This window comes from Pseudoalteromonas sp. Angola-4, assembly GCF_028599265.1.
In the GTDB taxonomy this organism is placed as follows: Bacteria; Pseudomonadota; Gammaproteobacteria; order Enterobacterales; family Alteromonadaceae; genus Pseudoalteromonas; species Pseudoalteromonas atlantica.
In genome coordinates this window covers 1-15,664 of sequence record NZ_JAQREK010000004.1, presented here as the reverse complement: position 1 = coordinate 15,664, position 15,664 = coordinate 1, and the positions used below count along the sequence as shown (strand labels likewise).

Below are 15,664 nucleotides of genomic sequence, written 5' to 3'. Positions count from 1 at the left end.
TTTGCTTATATTAGAGTACTTTAAAACAAAGTTATAGGCGTAAACGGTTAATCTTTGTGATTGTGCAATCTCTAATTGCTTGCTAAGTTGACCCGTATGCAACATACACTTAATTAAAACAATGATCACCCTAAGAGACTTTAAACCAACAGACGCGCCACATATTATTAATACCTTAAACGATGAACAGGTTACGCGCTTTTTATCGTCTAAAATTCCATTTCCGTATACTCAAGCCGACGCCGACTGGTGGATAAACCAAGGCTCTAAAAGTGGAATAGTTAAGGCCATTGTTGTAGATGAGCAATTTGCGGGGTGTATTGGTATAACGCCGGGAGAATTTGAATATAGCCGCAGTGGCGAAATAGGCTATTGGCTTAATAGCCACTTTTGGGGGCAAGGAGTAATGACTCATGCTATTTCGCAAATTTGCGATGACGCATTTAAAAGCTCAAACCTAAACCGTATTTTTGGCGCTGTATTTGCTGGCAATACAGGCTCTATAAAGGCACTCACTAAATGCGGCTTTAAAGCTGAAGCCGTTCTCAAACAGGCCATTTATAAACATGGTGTATTTTACGATAGCCATATTTTTAGCAAGCTAAAATAAACCGTTTAGAATAAATACTCTGCAAAGCTTGAATTACCAGCCTCGCGCCCAAAGCTCGTGTATTAAGGTACAAATTTTTATTTTCGTAAAACTTAGCGCGCATTATTGTTTAGGCTCAACCTGGTTTTAAACGCGTAAACATTCGCTAAGTAAATTCACTCTTAAGAGGAGATTTTTATGTCTGCAACTAGTCGTCAACTTACTTTAGCATCACGCCCGCACGGTGCCCCTACCGATGAAAACTTTGAACTTAAAACAGTAGATTTACCAGCGCTTAAAGATGGCGAGGTGCTGCTGCGCACTATTTACCTATCACTTGACCCATACATGCGTGGCCGCATGAGCGATGCAAAGTCGTACGCCGATCCGGTGAATGTGGGCGATGTAATGGTAGGCGCTACCGTATGCCAAGTAGAAGAGTCTAAAAACGATAAATTCAGCGAAGGCGAATGGGTACTTGCTTACACCGGTTGGCAAGATTACGCCATTACTGACGGCGAAGGCCTTATGCAATTAGGTAAAGAGCCAGAAAACCCATCGTACGCACTCGGTATTATGGGTATGCCAGGCTTTACAGCCTACATGGGCTTACTTGATATTGGCGCACCTAAAGAAGGCGAAACCGTTGTAGTAGCTGCAGCAACAGGGCCGGTTGGCGCAACCGTTGGCCAAATAGCCAAAATTAAAGGCTGTAAAGTGGTAGGCGTTGCTGGTGGCAGCGAAAAATGTACACATGCTGTTGAAAAGCTGGGCTTCGATGCCTGTATTGATCACAAAGCCGATGACTTTGCAGAGCAGCTAGAAAAAGCCTGTGATAACGGCATAGATGTTTATTATGAAAATGTGGGCGGTAAAGTGTTTGATGCCGTATTACCTCTACTTAATACCGCAGCCCGTGTGCCACTGTGTGGTTTAGTGTCGCAATATAATTCTACCAGCCTTCCAGATGGTCCTGATCGTATGGGTATGCTAATGGGGCAGTTGCTTACTAAACGTATTAAAATGCAAGGCTTTATAATTTTTGACGACTACGGCCACCGCTACGACGAATTTGCACAAGACATGCAAAAATGGCTACAAGATGGCAAAGTACAATACCGCGAACACATGGTAGAAGGTATTGAAAACACCATTAGCGCATTCAACGATATGCTAAACGGTAAAAACTTTGGTAAAACCGTTGTTAAAATTAACGAGCCACTTTAAATTTTACAAAGCGTTACTGCACATGCAGTAACGCCAACAAGGACTGACATGATTAAACTACACCATTTAAATAAATCGCGCTCAAAACGTATTATTTGGCTTTTAGAAGAGCTGGATGTTGATTACGAAATTGTTGCCTACCAGCGCAACACAGAGACCTTTTTAGCGCCTGACGAACTTAAAAAAGTACACCAATTAGGTAAGTCACCAGTGATTGAAGACGATGGCTTAATTGTTACCGAATCTGGCGCGATCACCGATTATTTAATTACTAAATACGGTAACGGTAAATTTGCGCCAAAAGCAGGCACTGCCGAATATGTTGAATATCAACAATGGCTTCACTTTGCCGAAAGCTCAGCTATTTTACCGCTGCTACTTAAAATGTTTGTTTTAAAAGATGGCGCTAAAACAGAGTTTTTAGAAAATTACGCCGATGCAGAAACCGTGAAAGTAATTAGCTACTTTAACGACCGATTACAAGGTAAACGTTATTTAGTCGGCGACACGTTAACCGGTGCCGATATTATGATGTCGTTTATTGTAGAAATAGTTAAAAACTCAGGCCAGCTTGTCCACTTTAAACACCTTGTAAAGTACGATGAGCAATTACAAAGCCACGAGAAGTTTCATACAGCTAATGAGTTAGAAGCTAAATACGATTAATTAGTACAAAACACAGATAAACCAAAGGGGCTTTTAAGCCCCTTTTTTAGTGCATATGTTTTTATTAAATACCCGCTATTTCGCGCTCTGTAATACACTCGTTTGAGGCCATTTCAAACTCGCGGCACGTAAGTGGGCGGTTTTCGTAAATAGTACACATTAGGGTATTGCGGTCGAGTGCTTGGCACCAGCCGTCGTCTGCGCGTTTCATTACTTCGCTGCCCCATTTGTCGTAATCAATGTACTGAAAAGGCACGCCGGTGTCGGTCACTATGCGCACTTCTAATTGGCAGCAACATGCCTGGCAATTAGCGCAGGTTACGGGCTCAGGTGTAGAGGAAATAGTTTTACTTGGAATAACAGTATTAGGCATAGTGACTTACTTTTTTTAATAAGCCACTAGGATACAGTAACTAATTTAACGCGCTAGTAGTTTTGCTTTTATATCGCTGTAACGCATCTGCTCACAAAGCGCAAAACCACTCAGTTGGCGTACTTTATTACGTGCAAATAATGGCACGCTCATGCCCGCTAAAAAGCGGCACTGGGTTTCAATACCTACACTGTGAATACCTTTTGTTGTCATGTGCGCTAAAAACTCATCCACTTTTTGATAAACAACGTCATCGGCAATGTGAGCAGGCTCTATTGAATATTCAAGTTTTACAGCATTACCACGGCATACACTACAATGCCCGCATTGCGCTGGCGCATTTTGGTCGTCAAAATAACGCGCCAAGTTATAGCTTAAGCAACTTTGTAGCTCAAAAAAGCGTACCAATGCAGCTATACGTTTAATCTCGGCTTGTTCTTTTTCGATAAAATAACTGTGTAATTGTTTTGCAAGTTCAGGGTTATTTATAACCTCACTATGCACTTTGTAAACTTGGGTAATACGTTTGGTTTCAAGGGTTATTAGGTTTTTTTCGGCTAGGTAGTCAAGCGCGGCCACAACCCGCTTACGGTCAACTTGGGCGGCTTGGGTAAGGGTGTGAAAATTAAGCGTGCCCCATATTTTTTTAAAATCGGTGTGGCTAAATATTTGCGTTAAAAAGGCTTGGCGCTGGTCGTCAAACTGGCTAAGTAGCTCGTTTTTATCAACCAAAAACTTGTATTTAAAATCGGCGTAGTAAGCATATTGCGGCGTTATTGCGCCTTGCATTTCTAGTTGTACCAGCAAGGTTTTAAGCGCTAATTGGCGAATGTTACTTTCGCTCGATAAGCTGTACTCTTGCATTTCCCATTGCTGCGGCTGGGCTTTAATATCGTTAATTACGTATTCAATGCCGCTCAGCTCAGGGGTGTCGCCATACACAAAGTTTTCAACTGTGTTTAGGCCATCTAAATTAGCCAAGGTGTAGCAGTTTGATGGGTTGCCATCGCGCCCTGCACGGCCAATTTCTTGGCTGTAGTTTTCAATTGATTTTGGTAAATCGTAATGAATAACAAAGCGAATATCTGATTTATCAACGCCCATACCAAAGGCTATTGTTGCCACAACAACGTTAATTTTACCCGCCATAAAATCATCTTGAATTTGCCAGCGTAGTGTATCTTCAAGCCCTGCATGATACGCAACCGCCTGAATACCTTGCGCACTTAGCGTATTAGCCACTTGCTCAGCACTTTGCTGAAGCGTTACATACACAATACCTGGGCCATTTTGCGCACGCACTATGTTTGTAAGCTCAGTGTTTTTATCAGCCGTTTTTACACTTAGCACGCTTAAATCGAGGTTAGCGCGGTAAAAGCCGGTTTGTACAATACACTCAGGGGCAATATTAAAACGCTCGCTCATGTCGCGTTTTACTTTTTTAGTGGCTGTGGCGGTGAGTAATAGTACCAGTGGAATATTTAGCTCTTCGCGGTATCGCGGTAGTTTAAGGTAGTCGGGTCTAAAGTTATGGCCCCATTCAGATATACAGTGCGCTTCGTCTACCACCAGCATAGACAGCGCAACTTGGCTTATAAACTCTCTAAAACGCTCGTTTTTAAAACGCTCAACCGACACCATTAATACTTTAATTTTACCATTTCGCACATCGTTCATTACGGTGCTGCTTTGCATTTGGTCTTGGCTCGAATCAAGGCTTGCCGCGTAAATACCTTTGCTATTTAAAAAGCTAATTTGATCTTTCATCAATGCAAGTAAAGGCGACACCACCAAGGTTAAGTTTGGTAAATGCATAGCTGTTAGCTGATAACACAACGACTTACCCGACCCCGTAGGAAATATAGCCAGTGACGATTGCCCATTTAAAAGCTGCTCAATGGTTTGCTGTTGCCCTGCTCTAAATTGGCTAAAACCAAAATGCTGCTCAAGTGATTTAATTAATGGCGTGGTCATAAATATCCTTTTTGGCTAGGGAATGGGCTTTAACAGCAAAAGTGCAACGTAAATGAAATATTTGCATATAGCCCAAAGCATCTCAATATAAGAGTGTCTGTTGGCATTAAAAGCAATTTAGATAAAGCATAGATTGCAAGTATTAGCGGCTTTATTGCAATAATCAACAAATCACTAAAACATACTTTAAATCAATAGATTAAAATACTTAAAAGCATTTAGTGTCAGCGTTATACCCTATTAAAAGCAAGCTGCCTTTTATGTAAAGTAACGCCTTTATATTAGGCCCCTGTAAAGCGCTAAATTTTTCATATTGAGGCAATTTAGACCTTAGTATACAACAAATAAGCTTATCAATTGCTGACATATGTTTTATTTAGGCGCAAAATACGCAGCAGATGCTCAATGGTGTTAACAGCCAAGCTAATTTTGTATACCCAAGTGATTTTTTATAAGCGTTATAAGCAGATTATTTGGGTATATTATTTTTTAAGGGCATTGCTATGAATATAACTAAACCTAAAATCGTCGTTATTGGCGGTGGCGCAGGCGGACTAGAGCTGGCAACACAATTAGGGCATAAATTAGGGAAGAAAAAACAAGCCGAAATTCTTTTAATTGATAAAAACCGCACCCACATATGGAAGCCGTTACTACACGAAGTAGCGACAGGTTCTATTGACCCCGATTTAGATGGCGTTGTGTATTCAGCCCACGCTGCAAAACATCATTATAATTTTCAGCTTGGTACATTTTGCGATATAGACCAAAGCAATAAAACCATTACCCTTGCACCGCACCTTGATGAGCTAGGCCACACTATTTTGCCGCAGCGCAGCGTACGCTACGACCACCTTGTTATTGCCATTGGCAGCGTAAGCAACGACTTTAATACCCCAGGCATAAAAGATCATTGCTACTTTTTAGACTCAAATCAGCAAGCTGAGCGTTTTCAGCATTCTCTACTCGACAGCTTTACTCGCCTTCACCAAGACGACAACCAACAGCAATCATTAAATATTGCCATTGTGGGCGGCGGCGCAACCGGCGTTGAGCTCTCGGCAGAGCTTTACCATGTATCTGAATTATTAAAGCTTTACGGCCTTACAAATATGTCGTCTAAGCGTTTACATATTCATTTAATAGAAGCGGGGCCCCGTATTTTGCCCGCCCTACCCGAGCGCATAGCCGATAGCGCAAAGCGCGAGTTATTAAAACTCGGCGTAAACGTACGAGAGCAAACACTGGTAAAAGAAGCCACCGAACAAGGGTTTATAACAAAAGACGAAGAACACATAGACGCAGATATAATGGTATGGGCTGCAGGTGTAAAAGCGCCAGATTTTATTAAAGATTTAGGTATTTTTGATCTTACCCGCAGTAACCAAATTCAAGTAAACGAGTTTTTACAAAGCACCGTAGATGAAAGCATTTTTGTTATTGGTGATTGCTGCGCCTTTACCCAAGAAGACGGAAAGCTTGTTCCACCGCGTGCGCAATCGGCGCATCAAATGGCGCTATGTGTAGAAAAAAACCTCATTGCCACGTTAAAACAACAGCCATTATGCGGCTTTAAATATAGCGACCATGGCTCGCTCGTTAACTTATCGCGCTACAGTACGGTAGGTAATTTAATGGGTAACTTAACCAGCAATACCTTTTTTATAGAAGGTAAAATTGCTCGCTTTATGTATATATCACTGTATCGCATGCACCAGCGCGCCATACACGGCAGCGCAAAAACCTTTGCATTATGGATAAGCGAAAAAGTACTACGCGTAGTACGCCCTAAAATGAAACTGCATTAATACATAAACAGCAGCTAAATAGTCAAAAAGCTTTAATAGGTAATGTAAGTTATCCTTTAAAGCTTTTTTGCATTATGCGTATCTAAAATAGTACCATGCAGTTAGATGTAATTGTAATTCAAGGGATTGACGCTAATGAAAAAAATACTTTTTGGGATTGTAATAATCACTGCTTTAGCTGTTTATTTTTTTCAAACTCAACCGCACTCTGTAGCTGTAGAGCAAGCAGCTCAAGTGAAACCAACCACCTCTCAGACCAGCGTAGTTAATAAAAAGCAGCCAAATGAGGACTCACCGCTACAGGTAGTAAATAAACTAAAAAAACAGATTAGCCTGTGTAGAGATCAGTCACAACAACAAAGCAATAAAGTACAAACATTGAATCAGTCGCTTGTTTCATTTTTTGTAAGTGAACTTAAAAAAGGGACATCGGTATCCACGCTTTTAAAGTATACAGATTTATCAAAAATCAATCAGCGTACATACATTGCCCTTTTAAAAGATGCCATTATTGCAGAGCAAAAGCAGCAACTTAACATTACTAGCTCTTTAAACGAGTTAGCTAATTGGCAAGGTATTGAGGCTATTAAGGGCTTCACCAATGATAAAGTAAAAGAAATGATACAACAGCTTGGAGATAATAAGCATAACCCTCCAGGACTTACTCTGAGTGTACCCCTTGATGAAAATGTACAAAAAGAAACGCTTTACGCTTTATTAAGCAACACCGATACATTTACCACTTACTCTAAAACGTTTATTAAACTTGAAGGCAGTGAGGTAATTTCTCCGGCGACATTGTTTGTGCTTAATGCAAATAAATTTACGCCAAAAGAGTTTGAGCAGGCAATTTCATCTAACCAATTTACAGTGAATGAAGTGGCTACCGCTATAAAAAACGATATTCCAAATGAGTATATTATTGCGCTTTTACAGCAAGTTCCCGTGCTAGATGCCATGCCGTTATACGAAAAAAACACTGTTTTATATAACTTAGCCGATATTGCGGTCAGTAAATTTAATTTACCTCTTGTAAAAGCACTGCAAACAAAAGGCGTTACGCCAACCAACGAGCCAGGCCTATTTACAGGTTTAGACGTGGCTATTGTAAACCTGCCTAAAAGCGGTAACTTAACCCTAGCCCCATTAGATACTAAGCACACCCAGCTTTTAGATTATCTTAAAAAGCGTGGTTACAAAGCACATAGCGGCAATGCGAATGAAGACCTAAATAGCAAAGGGGTATTTTTTGTAAATGACTTTATTTACCAGCAAGGGGCCTATATTAATAAGCAGGACAACCCAGCGCAATACGCTTACTTTAGCCCTATTGGTAAAATTAACAATAACGCGTTACCCCAAATAACTGAGCCTGATAATTCTGATGTTGCCCTTTTTTTAGTAGATTTAAAGCAGCAAAAAGCGCAGCTAAACAATAAAAGGCAAAACTGTGAGCTGTTACAACAACAGTTAAAAGATACAGAGCAGCTGCACACAGTAATGCAAGCTTATGATAAAGTTCAACAGGTTAAAAATAAGCACGGATCTAACTTTGTACGTGTTTTGCACGATATAGACCCTGTTTTAGTCAATTATTGGTGGAGTAGTCTGAGTAACCAGCTTTCAAACGATAGAAGCCAAAGCACATTTAACGAATATTTATCTAAGAAAGAATATCAAAAAGCTTATGAATACAGCCTCAGTACGGTATTAACTCAAGCCGAAACCGATACGCTTTTTTCTTTATTACTCTTAAACCCTGATGATTTAATCACTACTTGGCAAAACCGCATAAACCCTAAGCCACCGCGTGAGTTAACACGATTAAGCCGCTTTTCGCTAAATCATTGGCAAGCACTCGCACAGGCGGGTTTTGATTTTTCGATTACCGATATACATGGGCGCGACGTTTATACACAAGCTGCATCGTCTTCTTCTGAGGCAGTACAATTTTTAATTGATAATAAAATACCGGCTGACCCAAGTAAGCTTGGCGTAGATATACTCGACTTAGCACTAGAGCAAAGTTATACAAAAGGGGAGTTAAGCCCAATGATTCCTTTAGCTTTGCAGCTTGTGGAAAAATTTGAGCCAAACCACTTAGCCCGCGTAGCACGATTAAAAATGTTTTACCCTGAGGTTTATCAGCAGTTAATTCAGCTAAACCCAGCGCTTAAGCCTGCCCAGGGCACAGAGCTAAATCATTATATGTTTGATAATCACTAAATAACCCGCTAAGCACGCTAACGCCTCTTAGCGTGCTATTTGAAAAATTAATGTCTTTAATATTTAACATTGCCTGTGTAGAGTATTTAAAACAATTAAAGGATTAGGGCTATGACGGGTAAAACGCTAATTTTTAATTTTGATGGTACTGGGGGCGAGCCTCGCGATGCAGAGCAATTTAGCTCAGACCATTTTAAAGAAGACAGTAGTATTTCTAATATTCTTAAGCTGCATTTATTATTAGGCGGCAAACTCGATGACTCCCCCACCACTCCATTTACAAACCAACTTAGTTTTTATTATCAAGGTATTGGCACTAAAGGTAGCCGCTTAAAACGTATTTTGAACCAAACTTTAGCGCCACGTGGTGACGATGTTGCTAGTATTTTAAATCAAGCCATGAGTGATTTTAAAGCGCATTACCAACTCGGCGATACCCTTTTACTTACCGGCTTTAGCCGAGGCGGCGCGCTCGCTCGGCGTTTTGCAAAAATCCTAGAGCCTTTAATTAACGATAATGTTTACGTATGTGTATTTGATACCGTGGCCTCAATAGGTTTATCAAAAGTCAGTAAAGCAACGCGCGGTGCCGAGCATGTAATATTTGAAAACCACACCATTGCTAATAATATTTCGCAGGCACTGCACTGCGTAGCACTTGATGAAAAACGCCGTGCGTTTGAACCCACCCTAATGAACCATCAAAATAATATTACCGAGCTTTGGTTTGCAGGGGCGCATTCAGATATTGGCGGCGGTTATTACCGCGATGGCCTAGCTGATATTTGCCTGCGCTATGCGCTTGAATGGTTAATTGAGCAACCACTTAATATTAGCTTATTAACCAGCCACGACATTGACTACGAAACCTTATTGCCTGGCAGTAAATTAGTTGACCAAGACGATGTAACCGTAACGCCCGATCCTCTGGCTTTAAGCCATCAGCAAAATTACTTTTGGTTTAATCCCTTTTTTAAATTGGTGGATAGGGAGTGCTATGTACTTATTGATAACGAAGCCAGCAACCTAGAACCACATATACATCAAAGCGTAGCTACACGAATTAATAAACTAACTAGCTATCGCCCAGAGTCGCTTAAAAACCTGCATTACAAAATTAGGTATAACGATAACAGCACATTAAGCTTTACTGGTTTAAGCCAACACATTGCCCTTGAAAACCAAAACATGAGAGTATTACAAGTTTCGCAAAGCCAAGATGTAATAGTGTTTGCCAGCGAGGCACATAACAATACCGGGCTTATGTTAGTTGAAGGCGCAACTTATAAGTTTGAACCCTACCCTAATCAATTTTGGTATGACGACGGCATAAAATGCACTGCAAGCGGCTGGCACCGCGATAATGTGCAATTAGGGGTTAAAGAAATCCCCATGGCATTGCTTGAACCATTTAGACGACTTCCAAGAGCGCAGTGGTTCTCTTTGGTTGGCGCAATTAACAATAACGACGAATATTTATTTGAAATAGCCAATGGCGCTACAGTAACCATTACTAAATCAGGTGAATTTAGCCCCTTTGCCAATGACTTAAGCCGATTTTACGGCGCCAATGCAGGGAAAATAAAAGTAAAAGTAATCCGCATAAGTTAAATGAGCTGTAGGTGCGCAGCTTGCTGGCGTGACGAGCGATAGCTCGTAAATATAACCAATGCATTCACAAAGATGTTAGTTGCTTCGTTTTTAGAGAAGCAACTAGCATTTTGCGCTTTCACCCTAGTGTTAACCCCCTTAATTTGAGGCGGCTAAGTCAGCTTCAGCATCGGCAAGCATAGCAAACTCTTCATCTGCACTTTTAGCGACTAAATGCTTAGCGCTATAGCCAAAGTAATAAGCTGCACCAATCACAAATAGCACTACGGTGTATAAAAATGCACGAGGGTCAAATGCATACACACCCGTTAATGCAATAAGCGATAACACTAACGCAATACCCGATGTAACCACGCCACCTGGCGTTTTATACGGGCGAGCTAAATTAGGTTGCTTAATACGCAACATAATATGGCTCAGCGCCATTAACGCATACGATACCGTTGCACCTACCACCGCCATAGCTAGCATTAAATCGCCCTCGCCACTCAGTGAGGCAATAAATCCAAAAATAGCGGGTACAATTAACGCACGCGCGGGTACTTTGCGCTCTGTAGTAATTGATAACGAACGCGGTAAATAGCCCGCACGCGAAAGCGCAAACACTAAACGGCTATAACCATAAATAATCGAAAAGAACGACGCGACCAATCCCGCTAAGCCTAAAATATTTACCGCAGTGGCTAAGCTTGTATTGCCCGTGGCGTTAAGCGCATCAACTAAAGGAACTGCACTGGCGCCCATTGCGTTTGCACCACCGGCAGCAGGAACTAATACCACAACAAGTAAAGCGGTAAACAGTAAAAATAACATAGCGCCAATAATGCCTTTAGGTACATCTTTAGCTGGGTTTTTAGCTTCTTCGGCTGCAAGCGGCACGCCTTCTACTGCTAAAAATAACCACATAGCAAAAGGTAATGCAGCCCACACACCATACCAACCAAGTGGTAAAAATTCATTTGCACCTGCGGCATTAGTTACCGCAACATCAAATAAATTAGCCGCGTCAAAATTAGCAATTAACGCCACGGCGGTGGCAATAATAGCCAATACTGCTAAACCACTTATCACCATCATTACTTTTAGCGCTTCACCCACACCCGCTAAGTGAATACCCACAAACGTTAAATAAAACAGTGCATATACCCACGGGCCATTAAAACCCGTTAACGCCTCAACCGCCGAGCCAATAAATATAACAATGGCGGCGGGGGCTAATGCATATTCAATTAATACCGCAAGGCCAGTTAAATAACCCCCGGCAGGGCCCATTGCTTGACGCGCAAAACTGTAACCGCCACCCGCAGCAGGAATTGCAGCCGACATTTCAGCAAGCGATAACACCAGCGTTAAATACATTATTGCCATTAACACCGCAGCAATGGCAAATCCGCCCCAGCCGGCTTCGGCTATGCCAAAGTTCCAGCCTGCAAAGTCGCCCGAAATTACATACGACACCCCTAGCCCTGCAAGCAATAACCAGCCCGCAGTGCCACTTTTTAACTGCCTTTGTGCAAGATACTCTTTATTGTTATTAGACATATTGACCTCTTTTTATGGTTTTATTCCGCGATTAAAAAATTTGTGGTTTGAACCTGATGCTCTATTACATCGTCTTGTGTTCTGTCTTTTAAGTTAACCCCAGTAAGCCCGCACTTTTTGGCCTCTTGCAGTAAATATACGGCTCTTCGGGCAGCCTCAAAGTAACTAAGCCCTGCAGGGCGAATGTTAGAAATACAATTACGACAGGCATCATTTAGCCCCGTTTTAGGCTCCCACGTTAAATAAAGGCCAAGGCTGTCGGGGGAGCTAAGCCCCGGGCGCTCACCAATTAATACCATTACAACTTGTGCATTTAGCAGCTCGCCAATGTCATCACCAATCGCTACGCGGCCTTGCTCTACTAGGGTAATTGGCGCAATTTTGTAAGGTGAGGGCTCAGTAGGAAGCTGCTTTAAAAGCTCGCTTATAAATGGCGCTGCGTTTTTTTGTACCGCCAACGACGAAAGCCCATCAACTACCACAATGGCTAAATCGTATTGCGCCTGTGTACTGCTTTGCCTACTTTGCATAGTATTTAAAAGCGTTGTACGCCCTGCTTGGTTTAGCTTTCGGCCTAAATCGGGGCGCTGTAAATAGGTAACACGATCAACAGCCTCACTTTGTACACTTAGCGGTTTTTCAACCTCGCTAAGCGCATCAATAGCACTGAGAGTTTTTGTCATTTCGCTAATATCTAACGGAAAGTTAACCGCATCGCGCGCCTGAGCATGCGATAGCTGAAACGCTAGCATTTCAGATGTAGGTAAACTAATGCCTGCGCGGCCAAGGCCTATACGGGCATCGGTAAAACGACGTAAATCGCTCCATGGGTTTTCAACCACTTTGCCATTATCGTGATCGTTGATGCTTTGCGTGTTTATGCTTTTAACCGCTTTCATTACATCCCTCCTTGTACTGCTTTTAATGGCTTAGCAAAGGCAGTTGGTAAGGTGTTTGATAAAATAGTCTCGGCGGTATTTTCCATAATTTTCATTTTGCTAAGCCACGCTTCAAACTCGGGCGCTGGGCGCGAGCCTAAAACTCGGCGCACATATAAGGCATCATGAAATGAGGTAGTTTGGTAATTAAGCATAATATCGTCCGAGCCTGGAATCCCCATTACAAACGAGCAACCCGCCACGCCTAATAAGGTGAGTAAGTTATCCATATCGTTTTGGTCGGCCTCGGCGTGGTTGGTGTAACACACATCGCACCCCATAGGTATGCCTAAAAGCTTGGCACAAAAGTGATCTTCAAGCCCTGCGCGGGTAATTTCTTTACCATCAAATAAATACTCAGGGCCAATAAAGCCTACAACGGTATTAACTAATAAAGGGTTAAACTTGCGTGCTACAGCATAAGCACGCGCCTCACAGGTTTGTTGGTCAAGCCCATGGTGTGCATTAGCCGAAAGCGAGCTGCCTTGCCCGGTTTCAAAATACATTACATTATTGCCAACCGTGCCACGCTTTAAGCTCAGCGCAGCATCTTGCGCCTCAGCTAGTGTATTTAAATTAAAACCAAAGCTTGAGTTTGTGGCTTCTGTACCGCCTATAGACTGAAAAACTAAATCAACCGGCGCGCCTGCTTCTATGCATTCTATGGTGTTAGTTACATGGGTAAGCACGCAGCTTTGTGTCGGAATTTCGTATTTTTGAATTACATCATCCATCAGTGTCATTAACTTAATGGCTTGCGCTACGTTGTCGGTGGCGGGATTAATGCCAATTACCGCATCGCCATTGCCGTATAAAAGGCCATCGAGCATGCAGGCAGCTATACCATTTATGTCATCGGTTGGGTGGTTAGGTTGCAAGCGGGTTGATAAATGCCCAGGCAAACCTATGGTGTTTCTAAACGCGCTTTTTACGTGGCACTTTTTAGCAACAAGTATGAGATCTTGATTACGCATTATTTTACTTACCGCAGCGGCCATTTCAGGGGTAATGGCTTGCCTAACACTTGCAAGTACCGCAGGCGTTGCAAAATCACTTAATAACCAGTTTCTAAAATCTCCCACGGTTAAGTGCGATATAAGCTTAAAAGCGTTTGCATCGTGCTCGTCAATAATAAGGCGTGTAATTTCGTCTTGCTCGTAGGGAATAAGTACATCGTTTAAAAATGTTTTTAGCGGTACTTCGGCCAATGTCATCTGCGCTACAGCGCGCTCTTGTGCCGATTGTGCAATAACTCCCGCTAACCTATCGCCCGAGCGCTGCGGCGTAGCTTTAGCCATTAACTGCGCTAAGCTCTTGAATTGATAAATATGTGTTCCTAAAGTATAACTGTACGTATGCCCCATGATTTACTCCGCATAACTAATATTACAAACCTTGGTATAGGTCTTGCCTCATATAAGCTATAAATCAATTTTGAATAGTCACAAGAAGGCTTAATTTGTACCAAGTGGCTATCGAATTTTGGCAAATCACGTTTTATTATTTTATTTCAGTAAGTTAACGCCTTTATTTGGCATTCACTTAAACTAAAAATATGTTTACTTTAAAAGAGCATCACCTATATGGCGCAGCAAGGCAGCAACAACGCACCACAAAAGAGCAAGGTATACACGCACGATATTGACGAGCAAGCCCATAACCTCACTCAATGGCAGCAAAAGTACGACCAAGTAAGCGATGGCCGCTTTTATGGCTGTATAGAAGGCGTAAATTACAACGATATTCATGCTTTTAAAGAATACACCGAGCGCTCACTTCGCCAGCAATGCAACATAGCGCCTAACTCTATTTGGCTTGGCATACCGAGTCAGTCGCAACAAAGCAAAATTAATGGCCTTGATGTAGCGAGCAATCAATTTATGTGCCGTACCAGCAGCAGTGACTTTGAGCTAATTACCCCTGAGCAATTTGATATTTACGGTTTGGTTATTGATTGGCATTCCATTGAGTACATGGCGCAGTTACAAGGCGTAACAATTAAAAACCTATCATCTGCACAATCTGCTCGTTTAACGGTTAGTGACTCATCGCTGCAAACAGCAAGGCAAATTATTAACAGTATGGTTATAAACAAAGGCTTTGGGCTTAAACCAGAGTCACAGCAAGATATGCTTAGTATGTTAGCACTACACTTATTGCAAGCCGATAACCCGCAGCAAAACATAGCCCCAAGCTACAAACACCGTAAAGCGGTGGTCGATAAAGTAAAAGAGTACGTGGCAGCCAACCCACAAAAAACAATAACCATAACCGAACTTTGCGAGCTTACTTTTGTTAGTAGGCGCACGTTGCAGTACAGTTTCGAAAGCATTTTAGGTATTAACCCGCTTAGGTTTTTACGTTTAACTCGACTTAACAATGTAAGGCGCGAGCTTAAAGTGGTTGGACAAACTAAGCCTATATCAATCATAGCGGCCAATTGGGGGTTTTGGCACGCAGGGCAATTTACTAAAGATTACACGCAGTTATTTGGTGAAAACCCCTCTCAAACCATCGCCAATAATTTAAAAGAAAGTGGCCTTTGAGTATTAAATGCTGCGCATCGCGCGCGAGCAAGCTTCGCGCCTTGTATCTCTCGTTGATAAATGATTAGCTATCATTTATCACATCGAAGTCAGTGAGCTTGCCTTTGCGCCTAGTATTTAATACTGCTCCGTAGATAAAGCCCTGACTTTCTATTCTCACAAAC

General features: G+C 42.0%; 12 protein-coding genes. 7 read left to right on the top strand and 5 right to left on the bottom strand.

All coding sequences use genetic code 11. From position 1 onward, the window contains the following. Nucleotides 1-121: 121 nt before the first annotated feature. The 3 genes from PSH48_RS06980 to PSH48_RS06970 all read left to right on the top strand — a co-directional run bounded on the left by PSH48_RS06980 (nucleotide 122) and on the right by PSH48_RS06970 (nucleotide 2,482). Complete coding sequence (locus PSH48_RS06980; protein ID WP_273611203.1) at nucleotides 122-610, top strand: GNAT family N-acetyltransferase; 489 nt, start codon at nucleotides 122-124, stop codon at nucleotides 608-610. A 177-nt stretch (nucleotides 611-787) separates the two neighbouring features. Then, nucleotides 788-1,816, top strand: coding sequence for an NADP-dependent oxidoreductase (locus PSH48_RS06975; protein WP_273611202.1), 1,029 nt, complete (start codon nucleotides 788-790; stop codon nucleotides 1,814-1,816). A 48-nt stretch (nucleotides 1,817-1,864) separates the two neighbouring features. Beyond that, entirely contained in the window at nucleotides 1,865-2,482 is a 618-nt protein-coding gene (locus PSH48_RS06970; protein ID WP_096042688.1) for a glutathione S-transferase family protein, read from the top strand. A gap of 64 nt (nucleotides 2,483-2,546) precedes the next feature. Here PSH48_RS06970 and PSH48_RS06965 read toward each other — a convergent pair whose 3' ends face one another. Both PSH48_RS06965 and PSH48_RS06960 read right to left on the bottom strand, forming a co-directional pair. Then, entirely contained in the window at nucleotides 2,547-2,855 is a 309-nt protein-coding gene (locus PSH48_RS06965; protein WP_004586962.1) for a YkgJ family cysteine cluster protein, read from the bottom strand. A gap of 45 nt (nucleotides 2,856-2,900) precedes the next feature. Next, the gene (locus PSH48_RS06960) at nucleotides 2,901-4,829 is read right to left on the bottom strand and encodes a RecQ family ATP-dependent DNA helicase (RefSeq protein WP_273611201.1); all 1,929 of its coding nucleotides are present in this window, start codon (nucleotides 4,827-4,829) and stop codon (nucleotides 2,901-2,903) included. A 503-nt stretch (nucleotides 4,830-5,332) separates the two neighbouring features. Here PSH48_RS06960 and PSH48_RS06955 point away from each other — a divergent pair. The 3 genes from PSH48_RS06955 to PSH48_RS06945 all read left to right on the top strand — a co-directional run bounded on the left by PSH48_RS06955 (nucleotide 5,333) and on the right by PSH48_RS06945 (nucleotide 10,474). Beyond that, nucleotides 5,333-6,637: an NAD(P)/FAD-dependent oxidoreductase gene (locus PSH48_RS06955; protein ID WP_029772829.1), complete on the top strand. Its 1,305-nt coding sequence runs from the start codon at nucleotides 5,333-5,335 to the stop codon at nucleotides 6,635-6,637. A gap of 135 nt (nucleotides 6,638-6,772) precedes the next feature. Further along, the gene (locus PSH48_RS06950) at nucleotides 6,773-8,863 is read left to right on the top strand and encodes a cupric reductase (protein ID WP_273611200.1); all 2,091 of its coding nucleotides are present in this window, start codon (nucleotides 6,773-6,775) and stop codon (nucleotides 8,861-8,863) included. Nucleotides 8,864-8,974: 111 nt separating this feature from the next. Next, entirely contained in the window at nucleotides 8,975-10,474 is a 1,500-nt protein-coding gene (locus PSH48_RS06945; RefSeq protein WP_273611199.1) for a phospholipase effector Tle1 domain-containing protein, read from the top strand. A gap of 138 nt (nucleotides 10,475-10,612) precedes the next feature. Here the strand turns inward: PSH48_RS06945 and eat are convergent, their stop codons facing one another. From eat to PSH48_RS06930, 3 genes are read right to left on the bottom strand one after another with little or no spacing between them, the layout of a single operon-like run. Further along, nucleotides 10,613-12,016: an ethanolamine permease gene (gene eat / locus PSH48_RS06940; protein WP_273611198.1), complete on the bottom strand. Its 1,404-nt coding sequence runs from the start codon at nucleotides 12,014-12,016 to the stop codon at nucleotides 10,613-10,615. Between the two features lie 20 nt (nucleotides 12,017-12,036). Then, nucleotides 12,037-12,915 carry an ethanolamine ammonia-lyase subunit EutC gene (gene eutC, locus PSH48_RS06935; RefSeq protein ID WP_273611197.1) on the bottom strand — a complete coding sequence of 293 codons (879 nt, stop codon included), beginning with the start codon at nucleotides 12,913-12,915 and terminating at the stop codon, nucleotides 12,037-12,039. Next, a complete protein-coding gene (locus PSH48_RS06930) occupies nucleotides 12,915-14,318 on the bottom strand; it encodes an ethanolamine ammonia-lyase subunit EutB (protein ID WP_273611196.1) in 1,404 nt (467 codons plus the stop codon). Before PSH48_RS06930 ends, eutC begins: the two co-directional genes overlap by 1 nt. Nucleotides 14,319-14,537: 219 nt before the next feature. Here PSH48_RS06930 and PSH48_RS06925 point away from each other — a divergent pair, with 219 nt between their 5' ends. Beyond that, the gene (locus PSH48_RS06925) at nucleotides 14,538-15,500 is read left to right on the top strand and encodes a helix-turn-helix domain-containing protein (RefSeq protein WP_273611195.1); all 963 of its coding nucleotides are present in this window, start codon (nucleotides 14,538-14,540) and stop codon (nucleotides 15,498-15,500) included. Nucleotides 15,501-15,664: the final 164 nt, after the last annotated feature.

Bases quoted from the DNA above. Each gene is read 5' to 3' on its own strand.
- PSH48_RS06980 (WP_273611203.1), top strand. From the start codon at position 122: ATGATCACCCTAAGAGACTTTAAACCAACAGACGCGCCACATATTATT.
- eutC (WP_273611197.1), bottom strand. From the start codon at position 12,915: ATGAAAGCGGTTAAAAGCATAAACACGCAAAGCATCAACGATCACGAT.
- PSH48_RS06970 (WP_096042688.1), top strand. From the start codon at position 1,865: ATGATTAAACTACACCATTTAAATAAATCGCGCTCAAAACGTATTATT.
- PSH48_RS06960 (WP_273611201.1), bottom strand. From the start codon at position 4,829: ATGACCACGCCATTAATTAAATCACTTGAGCAGCATTTTGGTTTTAGC.
- PSH48_RS06965 (WP_004586962.1), bottom strand. From the start codon at position 2,855: ATGCCTAATACTGTTATTCCAAGTAAAACTATTTCCTCTACACCTGAG.
- PSH48_RS06945 (WP_273611199.1), top strand. From the start codon at position 8,975: ATGACGGGTAAAACGCTAATTTTTAATTTTGATGGTACTGGGGGCGAG.
- PSH48_RS06975 (WP_273611202.1), top strand. From the start codon at position 788: ATGTCTGCAACTAGTCGTCAACTTACTTTAGCATCACGCCCGCACGGT.
- eat (WP_273611198.1), bottom strand. From the start codon at position 12,016: ATGTCTAATAACAATAAAGAGTATCTTGCACAAAGGCAGTTAAAAAGT.
- PSH48_RS06950 (WP_273611200.1), top strand. From the start codon at position 6,773: ATGAAAAAAATACTTTTTGGGATTGTAATAATCACTGCTTTAGCTGTT.
- PSH48_RS06925 (WP_273611195.1), top strand. From the start codon at position 14,538: ATGGCGCAGCAAGGCAGCAACAACGCACCACAAAAGAGCAAGGTATAC.
- PSH48_RS06930 (WP_273611196.1), bottom strand. From the start codon at position 14,318: ATGGGGCATACGTACAGTTATACTTTAGGAACACATATTTATCAATTC.
- PSH48_RS06955 (WP_029772829.1), top strand. From the start codon at position 5,333: ATGAATATAACTAAACCTAAAATCGTCGTTATTGGCGGTGGCGCAGGC.